Origin of the sequence: Labrys miyagiensis (assembly GCF_030160835.1) — a bacterium.
GTDB lineage: Bacteria > Pseudomonadota > Alphaproteobacteria > Rhizobiales > Labraceae > Labrys > Labrys miyagiensis.
The window spans coordinates 155,983-177,329 of record NZ_BSPC01000015.1 but is presented as its reverse complement, the minus strand read 5'-3'; the positions used below and the strand labels follow the sequence as shown (position 1 = coordinate 177,329).

Here is a 21,347-nt window from a genome sequence, read left to right as displayed (position 1 = left end):
GCCTTGTTGACCTCAAACCACCAGCACGATCACATGGCAGACCGGTTTCTTGCCCCAGACGGCGTTGACGGCTGAACGGACCGCGCGCTCCACGGCCAGTTCCACCGCGTCAGGGTCGCGGCGCTTGGGCTTGGGCAAGCCCTCCAGTACCAGCAAGGCGGCATCGGCGATGACATCGTCCATGGCCCGGCCGTCACCGATCTTCTGGGGCAGGCCGGAGAACTTCACATCCGGCTCGCTGATGATATCGCCCTTGTCGGAGAGCGCCAGCGCGACGGTGACCGCGCCGGACCAGGACAGGCGGCGGCGCTGGGGGATGGTTTCCTCGGCGACGTTGACCAGGATGTCACCGTCGAGGCAGACACGGCCGGTCGGGGCTTCGTCGATCACCTTCGTATCCCCGGCACGCAGCGCGATGATCTCGCCATCGCCGGCCGCGATCACTTCCGGCACGCCGAGTGAGCGCGCCAGTTCGGCATGCTCGGACAGGTGCCAGGCTTCGCCATGCACGGGAATGGCGATCTTGGGCCGCGTCCAGTGATACATATCCGTGAGTTCGCCCCGGCGCGGATGGCCGGAGACGTGCACGAGCTGGTTGCGGTCCGTGACGATCTCGGCGCCCTGCTTGACCAGGCCGTTGATGATATTGCCGACCGCCTTCTCATTGCCCGGAATGGTGCGGGAGGAGAAGATCACCGTGTCGCCCTTGGCCAGGGTCACCTCGGGGTGCTCGCCGCGGGCGATGCGGGCAAGCGCGGCGCGCGGCTCGCCCTGGCTGCCGGTGAGCACGGCCACCACCTTGTCGCGCGGCAGGAAGCCATAGCTTTCCGGACTGAGGAAATCGGGAATGCCGTCGAGCAGGCCGCATTCGCGTGCCACCTGGCAGACGCGCTCCATGGCGCGGCCAACGATGACGACGCTGCGGCCGTTCTCCACGGCCGCCTCGGCAATGGAACGGATGCGCCCGACATTGGAGGCGAAGGTGGTGATCGCCACCCTGCCCTTCTTGGCGGCGATGATCTCGGCGAGGCTCTTGGCGACATCGCGTTCGGAGGGCGAGCGCCCTTCCCGGATGGCATTGGTGGAGTCGCAGACGAGCGCCAGCACGCCCTCATCGCCCAGCGCCTTGAGCTTGGCCGCATCGGTCAGCGGCGGGATGACGGGCGTCTCATCGATCTTCCAGTCACCGGTGTGGATGACCATGCCGGCCGGCGTGCGGAGGGCAAGCGCATTCGATTCGGGAATGGAGTGGGCGACGTTGATGAGCTCGATATCGAATGGGCCAAGCGTGAAGCGGGCCTGCGACGGGATGATGCGAAGATCGATCTGGGGCGCATCCGGCTCGTGCAGGCGCTTGGCCTCGAGCAGGGCCGCCGTGAATTTGGTAGCGTAGACGGGCACCTGCAGCTTCGGCCACAGATGCACCAGCGCGCCGAAATGATCCTCATGCGCGTGGGTGAGAACGATGCCCAGAAGGTTCTTGCGCTGTGCCTCGATGAAACGCGTGTCGGGCATTACGAGATCGACGCCCGGCAGGGCCTCGTCGGCAAAGGAAACACCGCAATCGACCATCAGCCACTGGCGCTTGTTCGCCGGGCCATAGCCGTAGACGGCCATGTTCATGCCGATCTCGCCGATGCCGCCCAGGGCACAGAAGACGAGGTCGGCGGTATCGCGTGCCATAACAGGCTCCTAACAGGCGCGAGGCGCCATTATTCCTGCTGCAGGATCTGCAGCCAGTGCGTTCATAAACCGATGGAACTTGGAACAAGCCCCGGAAAGAAGATCTCGCCGGCGGAAACCGGGCGACGCTGGCCGGCGTCGTCGAGCAGGATCAGGGCGCCCTCGCTGTCGAGAGCCTCGAAGATGCCCTCGATATCCCCCGAGGGCAGGCGCACCACGATGCGGCGCCCGAGCCCGGCGGCTCGCCGCAGCCAAGCCTTGCGGATCTCGGCGAACCCCGCCCCGCGTTGCCACAATTCGAGACGCTTGGCAAAGGCATCCGACAGGGCGGCGAAGTAAATGTCTACATTCAACGCCGTGTCGGTAGCGGCGAGATGCGCGGCCGGATAGGGCGTATGGTCGGGATGGCTGGCGATGTTGACGCCCCAGCCGATGACGGCGGAAAAACAATCACCCGCGTGAGCGCCCTCGACCAGGATGCCGACGACCTTGGCGCCGTTGATGAGAATGTCATTGGGCCATTTCAGCGTCATGGCCGTGGCGGCTCGCGGCGCCGTGGCGATGATGGCGTCACTGGCCGCGAGCGCGGCGACGAAGCACAGATCCGCCGCCCGCCTTGGCTCGGCCGGATCGGTCAGCACGACAGAGGCGTAGAGATTGCCGGCTGGAGAGGACCAGGCTCGGCCACGGCGTCCCCTGCCCGCCGATTGCTCGCGGGCGGTGACCCAGAGCCGGTCCTCCTGCCCACGTGCCAAAGCCTCGACATTGGTTGAACCCGTGATGTCGAGATGAAGGTGACGGAAGCCTGCCGTCTGTGCCCCTGCGCCGAGTTTCATTGCCTCGACGAAATCAACCCGCAGGCCATAGCGACGCCGCCGCGGAGGCGGCGGGCCCATTGATCAGCGCCGGATAGAGAATGTAGGCGAGCGTTACCGCCGAGACGAACAGCACAGCCCTCATGGTGCCGGACATCGGCTCGAGATTCTGCGACGGCGCATCGAAGAACATGATCTTGACGACACGCAGGTAGTAGAAGGCACCCACCACGCTCGTGAGCACGCCCAGCACGGCCAGCCAGTAGAGATTGGCGTGCACGGCAGCCACGAAGACATACCACTTGCCCCAGAAGCCCGACAAAGGCGGAATACCCGCGAGCGAGAACATCAGCGCGGCCAGCACATAAGCCCGCACCGGATATTTGTCGGAAAGGCCCGAGAGGTCGTTGATGTTCTCGACATAGGTGCCATCGCGCTTCATCGAGAGGATGCAGGCGAAAGTGCCGACGGTCGTGCCCAGATAGAGCGCGAGGTAGATGAGCACGCCTTGCACACCTTCCACGGTGCCGGCGGCAAGGCCGACAAGGGCAAAGCCCATATGTCCGATCGAGGAATAGGCCATCAGGCGCTTGATGTTGTTCTGGCCGATGGCGGCGAAGGAGCCGAGCGCCATGGACGCGATGGAGAGGAACACCACGATCTGCTGCCACTGCGCCAAGGCAGAGGGGAAGGAGGTGATGATCACCCGCACCAGGAGGCCCATGGCGGCAATCTTGGGAGCACCGGCGAACAGGGTCGTCACCGGGGTGGGAGCGCCCTCATAGACGTCGGGCGTCCACATATGGAAGGGCACGGCAGAGATCTTGAAGGCAAGGCCGGCGAGCAGGAAGACGATGCCGAAGATCAGGCCGAGACCGACATGATCCTTCACCGCGGTGGCGATGCCGGTGAAGGAGATCGTGCCGGAGAAGCCATAGATCAGCGAGGCGCCGTAGAGCAGCATGCCCGAGGACAGCGCACCGAGGACGAAATATTTGAGGCCTGCTTCGGTCGACTTCAGGTCGTCGCGATGGATCGATGCCACGACGTAGAGCGCCAGCGACTGCAGTTCGAGCCCGATATAGAGCGCGATCAGGTCATTGGCCGACAGCATCATCATCATGCCGGTGGTGGCCAGCAGGATCATCACCGGATATTCGAACTTCTCGATGCCCTTGGCCTTGAGGTAGTCGCTCGACATCAGGATGGCGGTGCCCGCGCCGATCAACACCAGGATCTTGGTGAAGCGCGAGAAGGCGTCCACTGTGAAGGAGCCGCTGAATGCCTTCGCATCCGGGCTCATCGCCACCAGCACGATGACCACTGCCAGCAGCAGCACCGAGAGCGAAGTCACGAGGCTGTAGCCGCGCGGCTCCGAAAACACCCCGATCAGCAGGAGCGCGATGGCGCCGAGCACCAGGACGATCTCGGGAAGGGCCGTTGCGATTTGAGAAGCAGACATGGCGGACCTTCAGTTAAGCGCTACGGTGGCAGCCTTGGCTGCCTGGACGAGATTGGTGACCGCCGCCTCGCTCATGGTCAGGATCGGCTTGGGATAGACGCCGAAATAGACGGTGAGCAGCACGAGCGGGGTAAGGATGGCGAACTCCCGCCAGGTCAGGTCGGCGATGTTGGCAAGGCTCGGCTTCTCAAGCGCGCCGTAGACGACGCGGCGATAGAGCCAGAGCGCATAGGCCGCCGACAGGATGACGCCGAAGGTGGCGAAGAAGGCCACCCAGCTATTGACCGAGAAGGCGGCGATCAAGGTGAGGAACTCGCCGATGAAGCCGGAGGTGCCGGGCAGACCGATATTGGCCATGGTGAACACCATCAGCGCCAGTGCGTACCAGGGCATGCGGTTGACGATGCCGCCATAGGCCGCGATCTCGCGGGTGTGCATGCGGTCATAGACCACGCCGACGCTGAGGAAGAGTGCGCTGGAGACGATGCCGTGCGAGATCATCTGGAACATCGCGCCCTGCACGCCCTGCTCGTTCATTGAGAACAGGCCCATGGTCACGAAGCCCATATGGGCGACCGAGGAATAGGCGATCAGCTTCTTGATGTCCTCCTGCATCAGCGCCACCAGCGAGGTGTAGACGATGGCGACGACCGAGAGCGTGAACACCAGCGGCGCGAAATATTCGGAAGCCGCCGGGAACATCGGCAGGGAGAAGCGGATGAAACCGTAACCGCCCATCTTCAGAAGGACGCCCGCCAGGATGACCGAACCCGCCGTGGGTGCCTCGACATGCGCGTCGGGCAGCCAGGTATGCACGGGCCACATCGGCATCTTCACCGCGAAGGAGGCGAAGAAGGCGAGCCAGAGGTAGGTTTGCATATGGGGCGGGAACTGGTGCTTCAGCAACACGGCGATATCGGACGAACCGGCGTTCCAGTACATCGCCATGATGGCGACGAGCATCAGCAGCGAGCCGAGCAGCGTGTAGAGGAAGAACTTGAAGCTGGCATAGATGCGGCGCTGCCCACCCCAGATGCCGATGATCAGGAACATCGGGATCAGCTGGCCTTCGAAGAACAGGTAGAACAGCACGATGTCCTGGGCGCAGAACACGCCGATAATCAGCGTTTCCAGCACCAGGAAGGCGATCATGTATTCACGCACGCGGTTCTGGATCGAGCGCCAGGAGGCGAGGATGCAGAAGGGCATGAGGAAGGTGGTGAGGATGACGAAGGGCAGCGAGATACCGTCGACACCCATGCGGTAGCTGATCGCGCCGCCGGTGGTGCCGCCGAGCCAGTTCGCCGTCTCGACGAACTGGAAGTTGACGTTGGAGCGATCGAAGGCAAAGAGCGGGAACAGGGAGACGATGAAGGTCGCCGCCGTGGTCCACAACGCGATGATGCGCGAATTACGCTTGATGCCTTCGGGATCGCCCCGAAGGATCAGCATGAGCACGACACCGACCATCGGCAGGAACGTCGTGACGGAGAGAACCGGCCAAGAGAAAGTGGACGACATCAGTGCGTGCCTCCGAGCATGGACCAGGTGAACAAGGCCGCAATGCCGATCAGCATGGCGAAGGCGTAGTGATAGAGGTAACCCGACTGCAGCTTGACGACACCGCGAGTGACGTCGACCACGCGGGCCGAGACGCCATCGGGGCCGAGGCCGTCGATGGTGGCGCCGTCGCCCTTCTTCCACAGGAAGCGGCCGAGCCACTTGGCCGGGCGGGTGAAGGCCCAGTCATAGATCTCGTCGAAGTACCACTTGTTGAGCAGGAACTGGTAGAGCACCGGATTGCGCTCGGCGAGGCGGACCGGCACCGACGGATTGACGCGGTACATGTACCAGGCCGTCACCCAGCCGATCGCCATCATCGTGAACGGCGCCAGATGCACGAACCACGGCACATGCTCCATGCCCTCGATGATCTTGGTGCCATCGCCCAGCGAGAGCGACTCGCGCCAGAAGCCTTCCAGGCCCTCGGTGGTGGCGAAGGAATAGTGGAAGAGCATGCCGGCGAAGGTCGCGCCGAAGGCCAATACCGCCAGCGGGATCATCATCGGCATCGGCGATTCATGGGCGTGATCATAGACATGATGATCCGCACGGGTATCGCCGTGGAAGGTCATGTAGATCAGGCGCCAGGAATAGAAGGAGGTCATCAGCGCGGCGATCACCGTCATGCAGAAGGCATAGAGCGGCACCAGGCCGCCGCTCTCCGCATAGGCGGCATAAGCGGATTCGATGATGCCGTCCTTGGAGTTGAAGCCGGCGAAGCCGATCTGCGTGAAGGGAATGCCGAAGCCGGTCAGCGCCAGCGTGCCGACGATCATCGCCCAATAGGTGAGCGGGACCTTGGCCTTCAGGCCGCCCATCTTCCGCATGTCCTGCTCGTGATGCATGGCATGGATGACCGAGCCGGCACCAAGGAACAGCAGGGCCTTGAAGAAGGCGTGCGTGAAGAGGTGGAAGACGCCGATATTGTAGGCGCCGACGCCCAGCGCCACGAACATGTAGCCGAGCTGCGAACAGGTCGAGTACGCGATGACGCGCTTGATGTCGTTCTGGACGAGGCCAACCGTGGCGGCGAAGAAGGCCGTGGTGGCGCCGATGAAGGTGACGAAGGTCAGGGCCTCCGGCGCGTGCTGGAACAGCGGCGACATGCGCGCCACCATCACGATGCCGGCGGTAACCATCGTCGCGGCATGGATGAGCGCGGAGACCGGTGTCGGGCCTTCCATGGCGTCCGGCAGCCAGGTGTGCAGCAGGAACTGCGCCGACTTGCCCATCGCGCCCATGAAGAGCAGGAAGCAGATGACTTCCAGCGCCGGCCAGTCATGGCCGAGGAAGTGGATGTTGGTCGAGGCCTTGGCGGCGGCGTCGTGGAAAATACCCTCGAAGCCGACCTGGCCGAAGATCGCGAACACCGCGAAGATGCCGAGCGAGAAGCCGAAATCGCCGACGCGGTTGACCACGAAGGCCTTGATGGCGGCGGCATTGGCCGACGGCTTCTTGAACCAGAAACCGATCAGCAGATAGGAGGCCAGACCCACGCCTTCCCAGCCAAAGAACATCTGCACCAGATTGTCTGCGGTCACCAGCGTGAGCATGGCGAAGGTGAACAGCGACAAATAGGCGAAGAAGCGTGGGCGATAGGGATCATCGTCCATGTAGGAGATGGAGTAGAGGTGGACGAGTGAAGACACCGTCGTCACCACCACCAGCATCACCGCCGTCAGCGTGTCGATGCGCAACGCCCAGTCGACCTGCAGCTTGCCGACATGGATCCAGTCGAGCACCGGCACGAGAGTGGTATTGCCGGCGAAGCCGACGCTGAAGAAGGCGATCCAGGACAGCAGGCAGCAGACGAAGAGCAGGCCCGTCGTCAGATATCCGGCAAAGCGGATCTTGCCCTCGGAATGGGGAGAGGCCTCGACCGCATGGTCGTCATGGCCATGGCCGTCATCGCCATGGATCTCGGCGGTGTGAGTATCGGCACCGTGGGCATCATGGCCGTGATCGTCATGGCCATGGCCGGAGGTCGCGGCAGCATCGGGCGGCGACAGCCGCCAGGTCAGCATGTCGGCGATGCCGGCGATCAGGAAGCCGAGGAGCGGCAGGAAGACAATTGCGTTATACACGCCCTCAGCCCTTCATCACGTTGATATCTTCGACGGCGATCGAGCCGCGGTTGCGGTAGAACGCCACGAGAATAGCCAGACCGATCGCAGCCTCGGCGGCCGCCACAGTGAGGATCAGGAGGGTGAACACCTGGCCCGTAATGTCATGCAGCGCCGCGGAGAAGGCGACCATATTGATATTGACCGACAGGAGAATGAGCTCCACCGACATCAGGATGACGATGACATTCTTGCGGTTGATGAAAATGCCCAGCACGCCGATGGTGAAGAGGACGGCGGCGACGGCAAGAAAATTGGAAAGATCGACGGCCATTGTCAGATCCCCTGCCCTGGCTGAACCTTGATGACCTCAACCGACTGCGCCTTGGTGCGCGCCGATTGCAGAGCCGGATTTTGGCGCTTGATGCCTTCCTTGTGGCGGAGGGTCAGCACGATGGCGCCGATCATGGCGACCAGCAGCACCAGGCCCGCGCCTTCGAAGAAGTAAGCATACTGCGTGTAGAGAACGTGGCCGAGCGCCTCCGTGTTGGTGACGGAGGTGTCGATCTGCGTGGCCGGGTTGGGCACCACGCCGGGCGAGATCACCCAGCCGATCACCACCATCAGGAGCTCGATCAGCACGATCAGGCCGACGAGGAAGCCGATCGGCAGATATTGCAGGAAACCCTGGCGCAGCTCGGTGAAGTCGACGTCGAGCATCATCACCACGAAGAGGAAGAGCACGGCCACCGCGCCGACATAGACGACGATCAGCATCATCGCCAGGAACTCCGCCCCGGCCAGCATGAACAGGCCGGCCGCGTTGACGAAGGCTAGGATCAGATAGAGCACCGAATGCACAGGGTTGCGGGCAAGGATGACCATCAAGGCCGATGCCACGCAAACAAAGGCGAACAGGTAAAAGAAGGCTGTCGCCACATTCATGTTCAAACCCCTCTCCGGCTCGTTCCCGCGCCGTCTACATCGTACTGCGCTCCAGGCGGTGCCGGAGCCTTGTTGTTCTCGGCCCCCTTAGGGGCAGGCAGAAGTCCCTAGCGGTAAGGCGCGTCCTTAGCCATGTTCTTGGCGATTTCCCGCTCCCAGCGGTCGCCATTCGAAAGCAGGCGGTCCTTGTCGTAGAAAAGTTCCTCGCGCGTCTCGACCGCGAACTCGAAGTTCGGGCCTTCCACGATGGCGTCCACCGGGCAGGCTTCCTGGCAGAAGCCGCAATAGATGCACTTCACCATGTCGATGTCGTAGCGCGTGGTGCGGCGGGTGCCGTCATTGCCGCGCGGACCGGCCTCGATGGTGATGGCCTGGGCAGGGCAGATCGCTTCGCACAACTTGCACGCGATGCAGCGCTCTTCGCCGTTGGGATAGCGGCGCAGGGCGTGCTCACCACGGAAGCGCGGCGACAGGCGGCCCTTTTCGAAGGGATAGTTCAGCGTCGCCTTCGGCTTGAAGAAATAGCGCATCGACAGGAAGAAGGCCGAGACAAACTCTTTCAGGAAGAGCGACTTGGCGGCCTGGTCGAGGCCAACCTTGGGGCGTGGTGCGCCGGAGAGATCAGTCGAACTCATGGTGCCCACCCTGTGAATTGCAGGACGCCAGCGACGATCACCACCATGGCGATCGACAGCGGCAGGAAGATTTTCCAGCCAAGACGCATCAGCTGGTCGTAGCGGTAGCGCGGCACGAAGGCCTTCACCATCGCGAACATGAAGAAGACGAAGCTCACCTTCAGGAGGAACCAGATGAGGCCGAATATGCCCCATGACGGCAGGAAGGAGAGCGGTGCCGACCAGCCGCCCATGAACAGGAGGGTGGTCAGGGCGCACATGGTCATGATGGCCACGTACTCGCCGAGCATGAACAGGAGGTACGGCGTCGAGGCATATTCGACCATGAAGCCGGCCACGAGTTCGGATTCAGCTTCGGCCAGGTCGAAGGGGGGCCTGTTCGTCTCGGCGAGCGCCGAGATGAAGAAGATGATGAACATCGGGAAGAGCGGCAGCCAGTACCAGTTCAGGAAGGTCAGCCAGGGCAGGCCGATCCAGCTGGCGAGGCCGCGCGTCTGCTGGGCCTCGACGATGGCGGTGAGGTTCAGCGAGCCGGCGCAGAGCAGCACCGTGATGATGACGAAGCCGATCGAGACTTCGTAGGACACCATCTGCGCCGCGGCGCGCAGGGCCGAAAGGAAGGGATATTTCGAGTTCGAGGCCCAGCCGGCCATGATGGTGCCGTAGACGCCGAGCGATGAGATGGCGAAGACGTAGAGGATGCCGACATTGATGTTGGCGATCACCAGGCCCGAGGTGAGCGGCAGCACCGCCCAGGCCGCCAGGGCCAGCACGCAGGTGACGAAGGGCGCCAGCAGGAAGACGCCCTTGTTGGCGCCCGCCGGGATCACCGGCTCCTTAAGCACGAATTTCAGCAGGTCGGCGAAGGATTGGAACAGGCCGAAGGGGCCGACCACGTTGGGGCCGCGGCGAAGCTGCACCGCCGCCCAGATCTTGCGATCCGCCAATAGGTAGTAGGCGATGAAGATCAGGAGGCAGACCAGCAGCACCACGCTGTAGATCAGCGGCAGGATGACAGTGACGAGGAAGCTGTAAAAGGTCATTCTTTCCCTCGCCCCTTATTCCGCAGCCAGCGGCAGCGCGCCCAAGGCGAGCTGCGAACACTGCGCCATCACCGCCGATGCGCGGGCGATGGGATTGGTCAGATAGAAATCGCTGATCGAGGCTGCGAAGGCCGCCTTGTCGGGCGTGCCGCCCAGATCGGCCAGCCTGGCGACGGCAGCCGGATCGCCGGCCACGACATGGTCCACCGAGCCGAACTGCGGGAAGGCCGCGGTGAGTGTCTTGCGCAGGGCACCCAGCGAGTCATAGCCGAGCCTGGCGCCGAGCACGTCGGAGAGCGCCCGCAGGATCGCCCAATCCTCACGCGCTTCGCCGGGCGGGAAGGCTGCTCGGTTGGCGAGCTGCACACGGCCCTCGGTGTTGACATAAAGGCCGGAGCGCTCCGGATAGGCCGCTGCCGGCAGGATGACGTCGGCGCGATGGGCGCCGCGGTCGCCATGGCTGCCCTGATAGACCACGAAGGCACCCGGCTCGACGGGGATCTCGTCGGCGCCAAGCAGGAAGAGCACGTCGAGCGCACCGGCCTTGGCCATGCCGGCGGCATCGAGACCGCCCTCGCCGGGCACGAAGCCGATGTCGAGAGCACCGACGCGCGAGGCGGCATTGTGCAGCACGCCGAAGCCGTTCCAGCCATCCTTGACCACGCCGAGTGCACCAGCAGCCTTGGCGGCCAGGGACAGCAGCGCTACGCCATCGGCCCGGGCATAGGCACCCGCACCGACGATGATGATCGGCTTGGCCGCGCCCTTGAGGATTTCGGCGAAGGCACCGTTGCCGGCCGCAAGATCGCCCAAGGTGTCCGCGCCGGCGCCGAGATAGTCATAGGTGTAGGTCAGATCCACCTGCTCGCCGATCACGGCGACCTTGGCGCCGCGCAGCCAGCGCTTGCGGATGCGGGCGTTGAGCACGGCAGCTTCCCTGCGCGGATTGGTGCCGACCAGCAGAATGGCGTCCGCCTCTTCGATCCCGGCGATGGTGGGGTTGAAGATATAGCTGGCCCGGCCGAGCGAGGGATCGATCTTGGCGCCGTCCTGGCGCGCGTCGAGATTCTTCGAGCCGAGCCTGGTGACCAGGTCCTTGAGAGCATAGAGTTCTTCCACCGCGGCGAGGTCGCCGGCGATGGCGCCGATGCGTTCGGGCTTGGCGGCCTTCACCTTGACGGCAACGGCTGCGAAAGCTTCCTGCCAGGTCACGGCCTTCAGGCGGCCGTCGACACGCAGATAGGGCTTGTCGAGGCGCTGGGTGCGCAGGCCGTCCCAGATGAAGCGTGCCTTGTCGGAGATCCACTCCTCGTTCACCAGCTCATTGGTGCGCGGCATGATGCGCATCACCTCGCGGCCACGGGCGTCGATGCGGATGGCCGAGCCGACCGCGTCCATCACGTCGACGGATTCAGTCTTCGACAGTTCCCAGGGGCGGGCATGGAACTCGTAGGGCTTGGAGGTCAGCGCGCCGACCGGGCAAAGGTCGAGCACATTGCCCTGCAGCTCGGAAGTCATCGCCTTTTCGAGATAGGTGGTGATCTCCATGTCCTCGCCACGGCCGATGGCGCCAAGCTCGGAAACGCCGGCCACCTCGGTGGTGAAGCGGATGCAGCGCGTGCAATGGATGCAGCGGTTCATCACCGTCTTCACCAGCGGGCCGATATACTTGTCCTCGACGGCGCGCTTGTTCTCGGCATAGCGGTTCTTGTCGACACCGTAGGCCATGGCCTGGTCCTGCAGGTCGCATTCGCCGCCCTGGTCGCAGATCGGGCAATCCAGCGGATGGTTGATGAGCAGGAACTCCATCACCCCTTCACGGGCCTTCTTGACCATCGGGCTCTTGGTAAGCACCACAGGCGGCTCGCCATTGGGGCCGGGACGCAGGTCACGCACCGCCATCGCGCAGGAGGCCGTGGGCTTGGGCGGGCCACCCTTCACCTCGACCAGACACATGCGGCAATTGCCGGCAATAGACAGGCGCTCGTGGAAGCAGAAACGCGGGATTTCAGCCCCCGCAACCTCGCAAGCCTGGAGGAGCGTATACTCCGCCGGGACCTCGATTTCCTGTCCGTCGACGATCAACTTGGCCATGGATAACCTTGACGATCAGGCCCGGCCTGCAGGACGCAGTCCAGACTCTTTCCAAACTCGACTTCGCAAAATTCCGCGCCGCGATCAACTGCTGCGATGCGAAAAAGACGCGCTGTGAACGGCCGGGGGCAACAGGTCGTCCCCGGCGAAATTGTCAGGCGCAACGGGCCTCCCGCCATAGCTGTGCGGCGGGGACCTGTGCCCAATCGAAGGCGAAATCGCCAGGCCCATGCTCGCTGAGATGGGCCAGGCGCTCTGCCGCTTCCTTCAGATCCGGCCGATGGCCCTCCTCCACCCACCACATCACGAAATGCGGGGCGGCAGGCTTCTCGAACCAGGCCTCGCGCTTGCGGTAGAAGCCGGTATGGACGGTCTGAAAGACGAATTTCTCCAGTGACTCCGCATTCTCCCACACGGAGAGATTGCTGATCACCATGGGATCGTCATTGATCTGGAACGAGGTGGCGTTGTCGCTCTCCTCATCCTTGAGGCGCCAGACAAAGCCAGGCATGCGCTCAGCCAAGCCATTCACGCGCGCCAAATTCTCGAAAAACTCGGCCGCGCGGGGATCGCCCTCGCTGAAACGCAACTTGGCTATGTTCAGCTCCGCCAGATGCATCAGCTCACTCCGCGGCCTGCAGGACGGGGTCCGAATGCGGGTTGGCAGCATACTGGTCGATCTTGGCTTCGATCTCATGACGGAAATGCGTGATGAGGCCCTGGATCGGCCAGGCCGCGGCATCGCCCAACGCGCAGATGGTATGGCCCTCGACCTGCTTGGTGACGTCGAGCAGCATGTCGATCTCGCGCTTCTGAGCGCGCCCTTCCGACATGCGGGTGAGCACGCGCCACATCCAGCCGGTGCCTTCGCGGCAGGGCGTGCACTGGCCGCAGCTCTCATGCTTGTAGAAATAGGCCAGGCGGGCGATCGTGGCGACCACGTCCGTCGACTTGTCCATCACGATGACGGCGGCGGTGCCGAGACCCGAGCGCAGCTTGGAGAGCGAGTCGAAATCCATCGGCGCGTCGATGATCTGCTCGGCCGGCACCATGCGCACCGAAGATCCACCGGGAATGACGGCCTTCAGATTGTCCCAGCCGCCGCGGATGCCGCCGCAATGGCGTTCGATCAGCTCGCGGAAGGTGATGCCCATCGCCTCTTCGACATTGCAGGGCTTGTTCACATGGCCTGAGACGCAGAAGAGCTTGGTGCCGACATTGTTCGGATTGCCGATTCCGGCGAACCAGCCGGCGCCACGGCGCAGGATGGTAGGCGCCACGGCGATCGACTCGACATTGTTGACGGTGGTGGGGCAGCCATAGAGGCCCATATTTGCCGGGAAGGGCGGCTTCATGCGCGGCATGCCCTTCTTGCCCTCGAGGCTTTCGAGCAGGGCTGTCTCCTCGCCGCAGATATAAGCACCGGCGCCGTGATGCACGTAGAGATCGAAATCCCAGCCATGCCTGTTGTTCTTGCCGATCAGGCCGGCCGCATAGGCCTCGTCGACGGCGCGCTGCAGGGCCTCGCGCTCGCGGATATATTCGCCGCGGATGTAGATGTAGGCCGCATGGGCATTCATGGCGAAGGAAGCGATCAGGCAGCCCTCGACCAGGGTGTGCGGATCGTGCCGCATGATCTCGCGGTCCTTGCAGGTGCCTGGCTCGGACTCGTCGGCATTGACCACCAGATAGCTGGCGCGACCGTCCGACTTCTTCGGCATGAAGGACCATTTCAAGCCCGTCGGGAAGCCGGCTCCCCCGCGCCCGCGCAGGCCGGACGCTTTCATCTCGTTGATGATCCAGTCCTGGCCCATCTCGATGATCTGCTTGGTGCCATCCCATGAGCCACGCTTATACGCGGCCTCGAGCCCGGGGGACTGGAGCCCGTAGAGGTTGGTGAAGATGCGGTCGCGATCAGCAAGCATGGCGAACCTGTCGGTAAGAAAACTTCGTAACGCTATTGGGATGGGATGGTGACCTCAGGCCCCCTCCCCGCCCGTTCTCAGTCCGGCTTGTCGCCGGCCGCGTGTTCGGGACGCCAGCCGGTTGCAAGTTTCTTGGCCTGCTCCACCCATCCGTCCCGGATGGCCCTTCCCTTGAAGGCACCGAGATTCTGGTCGACCCAGGCGAGGTTGTCGGTATTCCAGGCGGCGATCTGGTCGAAATGGTAGACGCCCATATGGTGCAGGACTTCTTCCAGCTTCGGGCCGACGCCGTAGATCAGCTTGAGATCGTCCGGGCCCCCCTCGCGGGCCGCCGTCAGGAAGACCGGCTTATACGCATCGGACACCGGCGCGGGCGAGGCTGCCGGCGCGGGCGCAACCGGCGCCGCTGTCGTACCGGGAGCCGGAGCAAGCGGCGCGGGAGCAACAGGCGCGGCTGCGGCGGAAGCAGGTGCTGCCGCCGGGGCTGGAGCAGCAGGCGCGGGCGCAGGATTGGCGGCTGCGGCGGCCTTCGCCGCGTCGGCAGCTTCCTTCTTGGCCTTTTCTTCCTCGAAGCGCTTCTTCCAGGAACCGATGACCGAGCCGTCATAGAGCGAGGGATCGGTCAGCGTCAGGGCACCACCTTCAGGTTCGGAGGAGAATCGGCCGTTCTGCGGGCCGGGCTTGACCTCCTTGCCTGCGGCAAGGTCGTCCATGATCTTGTTGAGGATCTCGGGGGTGAGGTCCTCGTAGAAATCGGCGTTGATCTGCACCATCGGCGCATTGCAGCAGGCGCCCAGGCACTCAACCTCGAGCCAGGAGAAATTGCCGTCCTCGGTGACGTGATGCTGCGGTCCGATGCGCTTGCGCATCACATCCTTGAGGCCCTCGGCGCCGCAAAGCTGGCAAGGCGTGGTACCGCAGAGCTGGATGAAGAATTTGCCGACCGGCTCGAGCGCGAACATCGTGTAGAAAGTCGCGATCTCCAGCACGCGGATCTTGGCCATGCCGAGGCGGGCCGCGATCACCTCGATCGCCGCCTGCGAGACCCAGCCGCCAGCCTGCTCCTGCGCCTTCCACAGCAGCGGAATCACCGCCGAAGCCTGGCGCCCGGGCGGATATTTGGCGATCTGCTGATCGATCCAGGCCTCGTTCTCAGCCGTAAAGGCAAAGCTTGCCGGCTGGAGTTCCTGGGGCGCGAGCCTGCGAACGGACATGCGCTCTATCCTCTTTCCTGTCCTGCGACCGAGAGCCTCGGCCGCAACGTACACATTTAATCAACGATCGACTTCGCCGAACACGATATCGAGCGAACCGAGAATGGCCGAAACGTCCGCCAGCATGTAACCGCGGCAGAGCCAGTCCATTGACTGGAGATGGGCAAAGCCCGGCGCACGGATCTTGCAGCGATAAGGCTTGTTGCCGCCATCGGAGACGAGATAGACGCCGAATTCGCCCTTGGGCGCCTCGACCGCCGCATAAACCTCGCCTACGGGCACGTGATAGCCCTCGGTGTAGAGCTTGAAGTGGTGGATAAGCGCTTCCATCGAACGCTTCATCTCGCCACGCTTGGGCGCCACGACCTTGTTGTCGGGTGTCGAGACGGGCCCCGAGGTCGCCCGCAGCAGGGCGCAGCACTGCTTCATGATGCGCGCCGACTGGCGCATCTCTTCCATGCGGATGTTGTAGCGGTCGAAATTGTCACCATTCTTGCCGATCGGAATGTCGAAATCGAGTTCGGCATAGCATTCATAGGGCTGCGACTTGCGCAGGTCCCAGGCAGCGCCCGAACCGCGGACCATCACGCCCGAATAGCCCCAGGCCCAGGCGTCCTCGAGGCTGACGATGCCGATATCGACATTGCGCTGCTTGAAGATGCGGTTGTCGGTGAGGAGGCCCTCGAGATCGTCACAGACCTTCAGGAACGGATCACAGAAGGCCTCGATGTCGTCGATCAGCTCGGGCGGCAGGTCCTGGTGGACGCCACCGGTGCGGAAGAAGGCGGCATGCATGCGGCTGCCGGAGGCGCGCTCATAGAAGATCATGAGCTTTTCGCGCTCCTCGAAGCCCCAGAGCGGCGGCGTCAGGGCGCCGCAATCCATGGCCTGCGTGGTCACGTTGAGGAGATGGGAAAGGATGCGGCCGATTTCCGAATAGAGCACCCGGATCAGCTGGCCGCGCCTGGGAACTTCCATGCCCAGCAGGCGCTCGATCGCCATGCAATAGGCATGCTCCTGGTTCATCGGCGCGACGTAGTCGAGCCGATCGAAATAAGGAATGGCCTGCATGAAGGTCTTGGCTTCGATCAGCTTCTCGGTGCCGCGATGCAGCAGGCCGATATGCGGATCGACGCGCTCGACGATTTCGCCGTCCAGCTCCATGACGAGGCGCAACACACCATGGGCCGCGGGGTGCTGCGGCCCGAAATTGATCGCGAAATTACGCAGGTGCGGTTGATCGTTCATCTCGTTCCCAAACTTTCCGATCTGGCCAATCTTCTCGGTGGCAAGTCGTGCAATCGATGTCCTTGCAATCAGCCGGCCTTCGCCTTCTCGTCACCGGGCAGCACGTAGTCCGTGCCCTCCCAGGGGGAGAGGAAGTCGAAGTTGCGGAATTCCTGGTTGAGGCGCACCGGCTCGTAGACGACGCGCTTGGCCTCGTCGTCCCAGCGTACTTCGACGAAGCCGGTCATCGGGAAGTCCTTGCGAAGCGGGTGTCCGTCGAAACCGTAGTCGGTCAGCAGACGGCGCAGGTCCGGATGGCCGGTGAAGAGGATGCCGTAGAGATCATAGGCCTCGCGCTCGAACCACAGCACGCCGGGGAAGATATCCACCGCAGAGGGAACGGGCGTCGCCTCGTCCGTCTCGACCTTGACGCGAATACGCACGTTCTTCGTCGGCGACAGCAGGTGGTAAACGACATCGAAACGCTTCTCGCGGGCCGGATAGTCGGCGCCGCAGACATCGATGATCGAGACGAAACGCAAGCCGCCATCGTCGCGCAGATGCTTGAGCACAGCGAGGATGTTCTCGGAATCGGTGCTGACGGTCAGTTCGCCATAGGCATGGACCACGCCGGTGACGGCCTGAGGAAAGGCCGTCTGGAGCGCTTCGCCGATCGATTGCAGAACTTCGGTATTTGCCATTTGAAACTTACCCGGTTCAGCCCTGCTCAACGCTCGATAGTGCCGGTGCGACGGATCTTCTTCTGCAGCAGCAGCACGCCATACAGCAGCGCCTCGGCCGTCGGCGGACAGCCGGGAACGTAGATATCGACGGGCACGATGCGATCGCAGCCACGCACCACCGCGTAGGAATAGTGGTAATAGCCGCCGCCATTGGCGCAAGAACCCATGGAAATGACGTAACGGGGCTCCGGCATCTGGTCGTAGACCTTGCGCAGGGCCGGCGCCATCTTGTTGGTCAGCGTGCCCGCCACGATCATCACATCCGACTGGCGCGGCGAGGCGCGCGGGGCGAAGCCGAAGCGCTCCACGTCATAGCGCGGCATCGAGACCTGCATCATCTCGACGGCACAGCAGGCCAGGCCGAAGGTCATCCACATCAGCGAGCCGGTACGGGCCCAGTTGATGAGGTTGTCCGCCGTGGTCACGAGGAAGCCGCGGTCGGCCAGCTCGGCATTGATGTCGACGAAGAAGGGATCGGTCGAGCCGACCGGCTTGCCGGTGTTCGGATCGATGATCCCCTTGGGCGCCGGCGCAACCAGCGTGCCGCCGGCAGTATCGAGGTTCAATCCCATTCGAGTGCGCCCTTCTTCCATACATAGACATAGCCGAGCACCAGTTCGGCCAGGAAAAGCATCATCGAGATGAAGCCAACCGCCCCCAGATGCTTGAATGTGATTGCCCAGGGAAACAGAAAGGCCACTTCCAGGTCGAAGACGACGAACAGGATCGACAGCAGGTAGAAGCGCACGTCGAACTTCATGCGGGCGTCGTCGAAGGCGTTGAAGCCGCACTCATAGGCCGAGAGCTTTTCCGGGTCCGGGCGTTGGAACGCCACGATGAAGGGCGCCACCAGAAGCGCCAGGCCGATCACGGCCGAGACCCCGATAAAGATGATGAGCGGCAAATAGCCGGCGAGAAGATTGTCCATCAGCACGAACCCTGGCTGTGGCTGGCCGGGAGCGCCTGAAACGCTGGCCGCCACGGTTTGGACGATACGAGCGTGAGGTCGCTTTGAGAGCGGCGTCTACGCCAGCCATCCTTGCCATAGCGCTTTGGAAATATTCCCTCGCGCCGAACCAAGGACGGCCTGCAGCGAGCCTTAAACCACGGCTATGGGAGGCGCAAGCTTGGAAGCGTTCCAGCCAGGAGATTCCTACCGCAATGCGGCAAGCAATATGGCAATTCCGTCATGAGGATGACGCATACCCACTTTCGCGTGAAAAGCCTGGATGCGTACACCGTATTGTACCGTCCCGGCACGGCGCGGGCCGGAAATGCAAAAGCCAGCCCGAAGGCTGGCTTTTTGGTCACTAATGGCGAGAGAGACGGGACTTGAACCCGCGACCTTCGGCGTGACAGGCCGACGCTCTAACCAACTGAGCTACTCCCCCGTCCCGTCAGCGGCGGCGAACCGCGCTGGCGTGGCGCGGTGTTTATGTGCCGGCTTGCACAGTGTCAAGCCGAATTCGCCCCGCGCCCCAAATTCATTTCGCAATTGCGGCGAGACGAAAACGAGTGATGTCCTGCGGCGTCAGGATCCGGATGCCGCCGCCGCCATATTGCTCGGCAAGATCGATCAGAGCCGGGCTGACTCCCATGCGCTGGGAATAGGCGCGGAGCAATTGCGTGACCTCCGGAAAGCGCCGAGTGCTGCGCAACACCGAGAGCGGATCGCTGCCGGTGCTGTTGGGCAGGAACTCGCGGTGGACCCCGACGCGTGAGTCTGCCGTAACGAAGCGCTTGCTGCCGCCCATCAGCGTGTAGACGCAGGCAGACATGCATGAGCCGTTCACCGCGACGCTCTGTCCGTTCAGCGAGACCACCCGGCCAACGAAGACGCTGGTCCTCAGCTTACGCAGCACGAGGCCCAGTCTCAGGCTTTCGATGAGATGCCCGCCGGGCGAATCGATGATGAGCACGTTGCTGGCACGCTGGCCCGCGGCCTGCTGCACGAAAGCGATGAGGCGCTGGGTGGTTCCAGACGTGATCTCCCCGGTCGCAACCATCACGCTCGGACAGCGACTCCTGCACTTGCCCGACGTCAGGTCGGCGGTCCGGAAATCCATGGCCGAAGCGGGCGTGGCGAGAGACGAAAAGCCACACAGCAGGCCCATGACAAGCGCAATCAGGCCGGTTACGCGCAAAACAGAAGACAGCATGATTTTCCTTGAAACATTTCCAGCAAGCCCGGTGGCCTGTGGAAAAAAATGCGTTGAAACAGGGCGCGGGGGCAAGTTGCGATTGAGTGCGCCCGCAATTTTTCCAGGAAAGCTGCCGGCGCCCCAGCATCTCCGATGCCAGATTCGCCGCGATGGGATTGCCCCCTACTCGAGATTGGCCACGGGAGCACGGGCGACGCCGGCCGTCTCCAGCGCCCAGGCGGCACGCAAGGCAAGGTCCTCGCGCCAGGCCGGCGCGATTACCTGCACGCCGATGGGCAGCTGCTGGTTTTCGCTCCAGAGCGGAACGGTGACAACAGGCAGGCCGATGAAGGAAATCGGCTGGGTGTACAGTCCCAGATTGGCGCGAACCGGCAAGGTCCTGCCGCCGACTTCCATGGTTGCCTGGCCGATCTTCGGGGCGCGACACGGCGTCGCCGGCGCCAGGATGATATCGATTCGCTCGAAGATGCGATGCATCTCGCCTTTGAACCACTGGCGGAACTTGTGTGCCTGCGCCACCCAGGTCGCGGGCACCATATTGCCCGCGATCAAGCGATCCCGCACGGCGGGGTCGAAGTCCTGCGCGCGGGTCATCAGCCGCTCGCGATGCAGGGCGCCGCCCTCCGTCGTGGTGATCAGGAAGGCCGCGGCGCGTGCCACGGCGGCCTGCGGCACGGTGACGACCTCGGCGGCATCGAGCGCCTTGGCGCAGCGCCGCACCGCCTCGAAAGCCTCGATATTGCCCGACTCGGCGAAGTAGCCATCGGCGACGGCGATGCGCAGCCCCTCAACACCGCGCCCGAGTTCGAACAAGGACGGCTGCACGGGGCGCTCCGTGCAGGCAGGATCGTCGGGATCGGGGCCCTGCATCACGTCATAGGCGAGCGCGAGATCGCGGGTGGAACGGGCCAGCGGGCCGGTGTGGTCGAGGCTGGCCACGAAGGGAAAGGTCCGGGCCCGGCTCAGGCGGCCGAAGGTCGGCTTCAGGCCGAACAGGCCGCAGAGCGACGCCGGCACGCGGATCGAGCCGTTGGTGTCGGTGCCGAGCGACAGCGGCACGAATCCGGCCGCCACGGCGCTCGCCGAGCCGCTGGAGGAGCCACCCGCCATATGGTCTGTTGCATGCGGATTGCGCGAGGGACCGTCGTGGAAATTCTCGCCCGTAAAATCATAGGCATACTCGCCCATGTTGAGGGCGCCGATGCAGATCGCCCCCTGCCCCTCCAGGCGTTCGATCAGCGTGGCATCGCGGCTGGCCGGCTGGTTGCCACGGTTGATCTTGGAACCCGCGAGCGTGATCACCCCAGCGATGTCGTAGAGGTTCTTGGCGGCGAAGGGCACGCCCGCGAGAGCCCCTACGGGCTTGCCGGCGGCGTGCCTCGCATCGATGGCATCGGCCTTTGCCAGCGCCCGTTCCGCCACGATGGCAGTGAAAGCCCCGATCCCGCCGTCGAACTTCCCGATGCGGGCCAGCGCATGCTCGACCATCGCCCGCGCGGTGAAGCGTCCGCTGCGCACGCTCATGGAGATTTCGAGAATACCCAGGCTTGGCGAGCAGCCAGCGTCGAGCAAGCCCGTCATGCTTCGAAGACCGGGGCTGAGTGGTTGGCATCGTCGATATGAAAGGCGAGCACTGTCTCAGCAAACTCGGCCGTGATCTTCAGGTTGGTGGCGATGCCCTCGCGATAGTCGGGGGCGATCGGAATGCCGATCATCGGCCCCACGGCGTCGATCACTGCCAGCGCATCGAAGTCCGGTTTATCGCCCATCGCG

The 21,347-nt window shown here is 63.6% G+C and carries 20 protein-coding genes and 1 tRNA gene; all 21 read right to left on the bottom strand.

The features are described 5' to 3' along the window. Positions 1-12 precede the first annotated feature (12 nt). Positions 13-1,683 (bottom strand): ribonuclease J, encoded by a 1,671-nt coding sequence (locus QQL24_RS09265; protein ID WP_284311692.1) that lies wholly within the window; start codon positions 1,681-1,683, stop codon positions 13-15. A 62-nt stretch (positions 1,684-1,745) separates the two neighbouring features. Continuing rightward, positions 1,746-2,579 carry a biotin--[acetyl-CoA-carboxylase] ligase gene (locus tag QQL24_RS09260; protein ID WP_284311691.1) on the bottom strand — a complete coding sequence of 278 codons (834 nt, stop codon included), beginning with the start codon at positions 2,577-2,579 and terminating at the stop codon, positions 1,746-1,748. Next, positions 2,533-3,960 carry an NADH-quinone oxidoreductase subunit NuoN gene (gene nuoN / locus QQL24_RS09255; protein WP_284311690.1) on the bottom strand — a complete coding sequence of 476 codons (1,428 nt, stop codon included), beginning with the start codon at positions 3,958-3,960 and terminating at the stop codon, positions 2,533-2,535. The genes QQL24_RS09260 and nuoN overlap by 47 nt, the downstream gene beginning before the upstream one ends. A gap of 9 nt (positions 3,961-3,969) precedes the next feature. Next, positions 3,970-5,481: an NADH-quinone oxidoreductase subunit M gene (locus tag QQL24_RS09250; RefSeq protein WP_284311689.1), complete on the bottom strand. Its 1,512-nt coding sequence runs from the start codon at positions 5,479-5,481 to the stop codon at positions 3,970-3,972. Then, on the bottom strand, positions 5,481-7,607 hold the full coding sequence (gene nuoL, locus QQL24_RS09245; RefSeq protein ID WP_284311688.1) for an NADH-quinone oxidoreductase subunit L: 2,127 nt from the start codon (positions 7,605-7,607) through the stop codon (positions 5,481-5,483). Before nuoL ends, QQL24_RS09250 begins: the two co-directional genes overlap by 1 nt. A gap of 4 nt (positions 7,608-7,611) precedes the next feature. Further along, positions 7,612-7,920 carry an NADH-quinone oxidoreductase subunit NuoK gene (nuoK, locus tag QQL24_RS09240; protein ID WP_284311687.1) on the bottom strand — a complete coding sequence of 103 codons (309 nt, stop codon included), beginning with the start codon at positions 7,918-7,920 and terminating at the stop codon, positions 7,612-7,614. Positions 7,921-7,922: 2 nt separating this feature from the next. Then, positions 7,923-8,531 carry an NADH-quinone oxidoreductase subunit J gene (locus QQL24_RS09235; RefSeq protein ID WP_284311686.1) on the bottom strand — a complete coding sequence of 203 codons (609 nt, stop codon included), beginning with the start codon at positions 8,529-8,531 and terminating at the stop codon, positions 7,923-7,925. 107 nt (positions 8,532-8,638) lie between these two features. After that, positions 8,639-9,166 (bottom strand): NADH-quinone oxidoreductase subunit NuoI, encoded by a 528-nt coding sequence (gene nuoI, locus QQL24_RS09230; protein ID WP_284311685.1) that lies wholly within the window; start codon positions 9,164-9,166, stop codon positions 8,639-8,641. Next, positions 9,163-10,209 carry an NADH-quinone oxidoreductase subunit NuoH gene (nuoH, locus tag QQL24_RS09225; RefSeq protein ID WP_284311684.1) on the bottom strand — a complete coding sequence of 349 codons (1,047 nt, stop codon included), beginning with the start codon at positions 10,207-10,209 and terminating at the stop codon, positions 9,163-9,165. Before nuoH ends, nuoI begins: the two co-directional genes overlap by 4 nt. 15 nt (positions 10,210-10,224) lie before the next feature. After that, positions 10,225-12,303 (bottom strand): NADH-quinone oxidoreductase subunit NuoG, encoded by a 2,079-nt coding sequence (nuoG, locus tag QQL24_RS09220; protein WP_284311683.1) that lies wholly within the window; start codon positions 12,301-12,303, stop codon positions 10,225-10,227. A 154-nt stretch (positions 12,304-12,457) separates the two neighbouring features. Then, positions 12,458-12,922: a DUF3291 domain-containing protein gene (locus tag QQL24_RS09215; protein ID WP_284311682.1), complete on the bottom strand. Its 465-nt coding sequence runs from the start codon at positions 12,920-12,922 to the stop codon at positions 12,458-12,460. Positions 12,923-12,926: 4 nt separating this feature from the next. Beyond that, positions 12,927-14,228 (bottom strand): NADH-quinone oxidoreductase subunit NuoF, encoded by a 1,302-nt coding sequence (gene nuoF, locus QQL24_RS09210; protein ID WP_284311681.1) that lies wholly within the window; start codon positions 14,226-14,228, stop codon positions 12,927-12,929. 77 nt (positions 14,229-14,305) lie between these two features. Continuing rightward, complete coding sequence (gene nuoE / locus QQL24_RS09205; protein ID WP_284311680.1) at positions 14,306-15,442, bottom strand: NADH-quinone oxidoreductase subunit NuoE; 1,137 nt, start codon at positions 15,440-15,442, stop codon at positions 14,306-14,308. A 60-nt stretch (positions 15,443-15,502) separates the two neighbouring features. Beyond that, on the bottom strand, positions 15,503-16,690 hold the full coding sequence (locus tag QQL24_RS09200; protein WP_284311679.1) for an NADH-quinone oxidoreductase subunit D: 1,188 nt from the start codon (positions 16,688-16,690) through the stop codon (positions 15,503-15,505). 68 nt (positions 16,691-16,758) lie between these two features. Continuing rightward, positions 16,759-17,370 (bottom strand): NADH-quinone oxidoreductase subunit C, encoded by a 612-nt coding sequence (locus tag QQL24_RS09195; protein ID WP_284311678.1) that lies wholly within the window; start codon positions 17,368-17,370, stop codon positions 16,759-16,761. Between the two features lie 26 nt (positions 17,371-17,396). Further along, positions 17,397-18,005, bottom strand: coding sequence for a NuoB/complex I 20 kDa subunit family protein (locus QQL24_RS09190; protein ID WP_431310661.1), 609 nt, complete (start codon positions 18,003-18,005; stop codon positions 17,397-17,399). Further along, positions 17,975-18,340 carry an NADH-quinone oxidoreductase subunit A gene (locus QQL24_RS09185; protein ID WP_284311676.1) on the bottom strand — a complete coding sequence of 122 codons (366 nt, stop codon included), beginning with the start codon at positions 18,338-18,340 and terminating at the stop codon, positions 17,975-17,977. Before QQL24_RS09185 ends, QQL24_RS09190 begins: the two co-directional genes overlap by 31 nt. 386 nt (positions 18,341-18,726) lie before the next feature. Further along, positions 18,727-18,803: transfer RNA gene (locus QQL24_RS09180), tRNA-Asp, on the bottom strand. A gap of 93 nt (positions 18,804-18,896) precedes the next feature. Next, positions 18,897-19,571, bottom strand: coding sequence for a COG3904 family protein (locus QQL24_RS09175; RefSeq protein ID WP_284311675.1), 675 nt, complete (start codon positions 19,569-19,571; stop codon positions 18,897-18,899). A gap of 165 nt (positions 19,572-19,736) precedes the next feature. Further along, a complete protein-coding gene (locus tag QQL24_RS09170; protein WP_284311674.1) occupies positions 19,737-21,155 on the bottom strand; it encodes an AtzE family amidohydrolase in 1,419 nt (472 codons plus the stop codon). Next, the gene (locus QQL24_RS09165; protein WP_284311673.1) at positions 21,152-21,343 is read right to left on the bottom strand and encodes a DUF4089 domain-containing protein; all 192 of its coding nucleotides are present in this window, start codon (positions 21,341-21,343) and stop codon (positions 21,152-21,154) included. Before QQL24_RS09165 ends, QQL24_RS09170 begins: the two co-directional genes overlap by 4 nt. Between the last annotated feature and the right edge of the window lie 4 nt (positions 21,344-21,347).

Coding starts and splice junctions, on each gene's coding strand:
- nuoK (WP_284311687.1), bottom strand. CDS start 7,920: ATGGCCGTCGATCTTTCCAATTTTCTTGCCGTCGCCGCCGTCCTCTTC.
- QQL24_RS09195 (WP_284311678.1), bottom strand. CDS start 17,370: ATGGCAAATACCGAAGTTCTGCAATCGATCGGCGAAGCGCTCCAGACG.
- nuoI (WP_284311685.1), bottom strand. CDS start 9,166: ATGAGTTCGACTGATCTCTCCGGCGCACCACGCCCCAAGGTTGGCCTC.
- QQL24_RS09215 (WP_284311682.1), bottom strand. CDS start 12,922: ATGCATCTGGCGGAGCTGAACATAGCCAAGTTGCGTTTCAGCGAGGGC.
- nuoN (WP_284311690.1), bottom strand. CDS start 3,960: ATGTCTGCTTCTCAAATCGCAACGGCCCTTCCCGAGATCGTCCTGGTG.
- QQL24_RS09185 (WP_284311676.1), bottom strand. CDS start 18,340: ATGGACAATCTTCTCGCCGGCTATTTGCCGCTCATCATCTTTATCGGG.
- QQL24_RS09235 (WP_284311686.1), bottom strand. CDS start 8,531: ATGAATGTGGCGACAGCCTTCTTTTACCTGTTCGCCTTTGTTTGCGTG.
- nuoG (WP_284311683.1), bottom strand. CDS start 12,303: ATGGCCAAGTTGATCGTCGACGGACAGGAAATCGAGGTCCCGGCGGAG.
- nuoF (WP_284311681.1), bottom strand. CDS start 14,228: ATGCTTGCTGATCGCGACCGCATCTTCACCAACCTCTACGGGCTCCAG.
- QQL24_RS09165 (WP_284311673.1), bottom strand. CDS start 21,343: ATGGGCGATAAACCGGACTTCGATGCGCTGGCAGTGATCGACGCCGTG.
- nuoE (WP_284311680.1), bottom strand. CDS start 15,442: ATGTCCGTTCGCAGGCTCGCGCCCCAGGAACTCCAGCCGGCAAGCTTT.
- QQL24_RS09265 (WP_284311692.1), bottom strand. CDS start 1,683: ATGGCACGCGATACCGCCGACCTCGTCTTCTGTGCCCTGGGCGGCATC.
- QQL24_RS09200 (WP_284311679.1), bottom strand. CDS start 16,690: ATGAACGATCAACCGCACCTGCGTAATTTCGCGATCAATTTCGGGCCG.
- QQL24_RS09250 (WP_284311689.1), bottom strand. CDS start 5,481: ATGTCGTCCACTTTCTCTTGGCCGGTTCTCTCCGTCACGACGTTCCTG.
- QQL24_RS09175 (WP_284311675.1), bottom strand. CDS start 19,571: ATGCTGTCTTCTGTTTTGCGCGTAACCGGCCTGATTGCGCTTGTCATG.
- QQL24_RS09190 (WP_431310661.1), bottom strand. CDS start 18,005: ATGGAAGAAGGGCGCACTCGAATGGGATTGAACCTCGATACTGCCGGC.
- QQL24_RS09170 (WP_284311674.1), bottom strand. CDS start 21,155: ATGACGGGCTTGCTCGACGCTGGCTGCTCGCCAAGCCTGGGTATTCTC.
- QQL24_RS09260 (WP_284311691.1), bottom strand. CDS start 2,579: ATGGGCCCGCCGCCTCCGCGGCGGCGTCGCTATGGCCTGCGGGTTGAT.
- nuoH (WP_284311684.1), bottom strand. CDS start 10,209: ATGACCTTTTACAGCTTCCTCGTCACTGTCATCCTGCCGCTGATCTAC.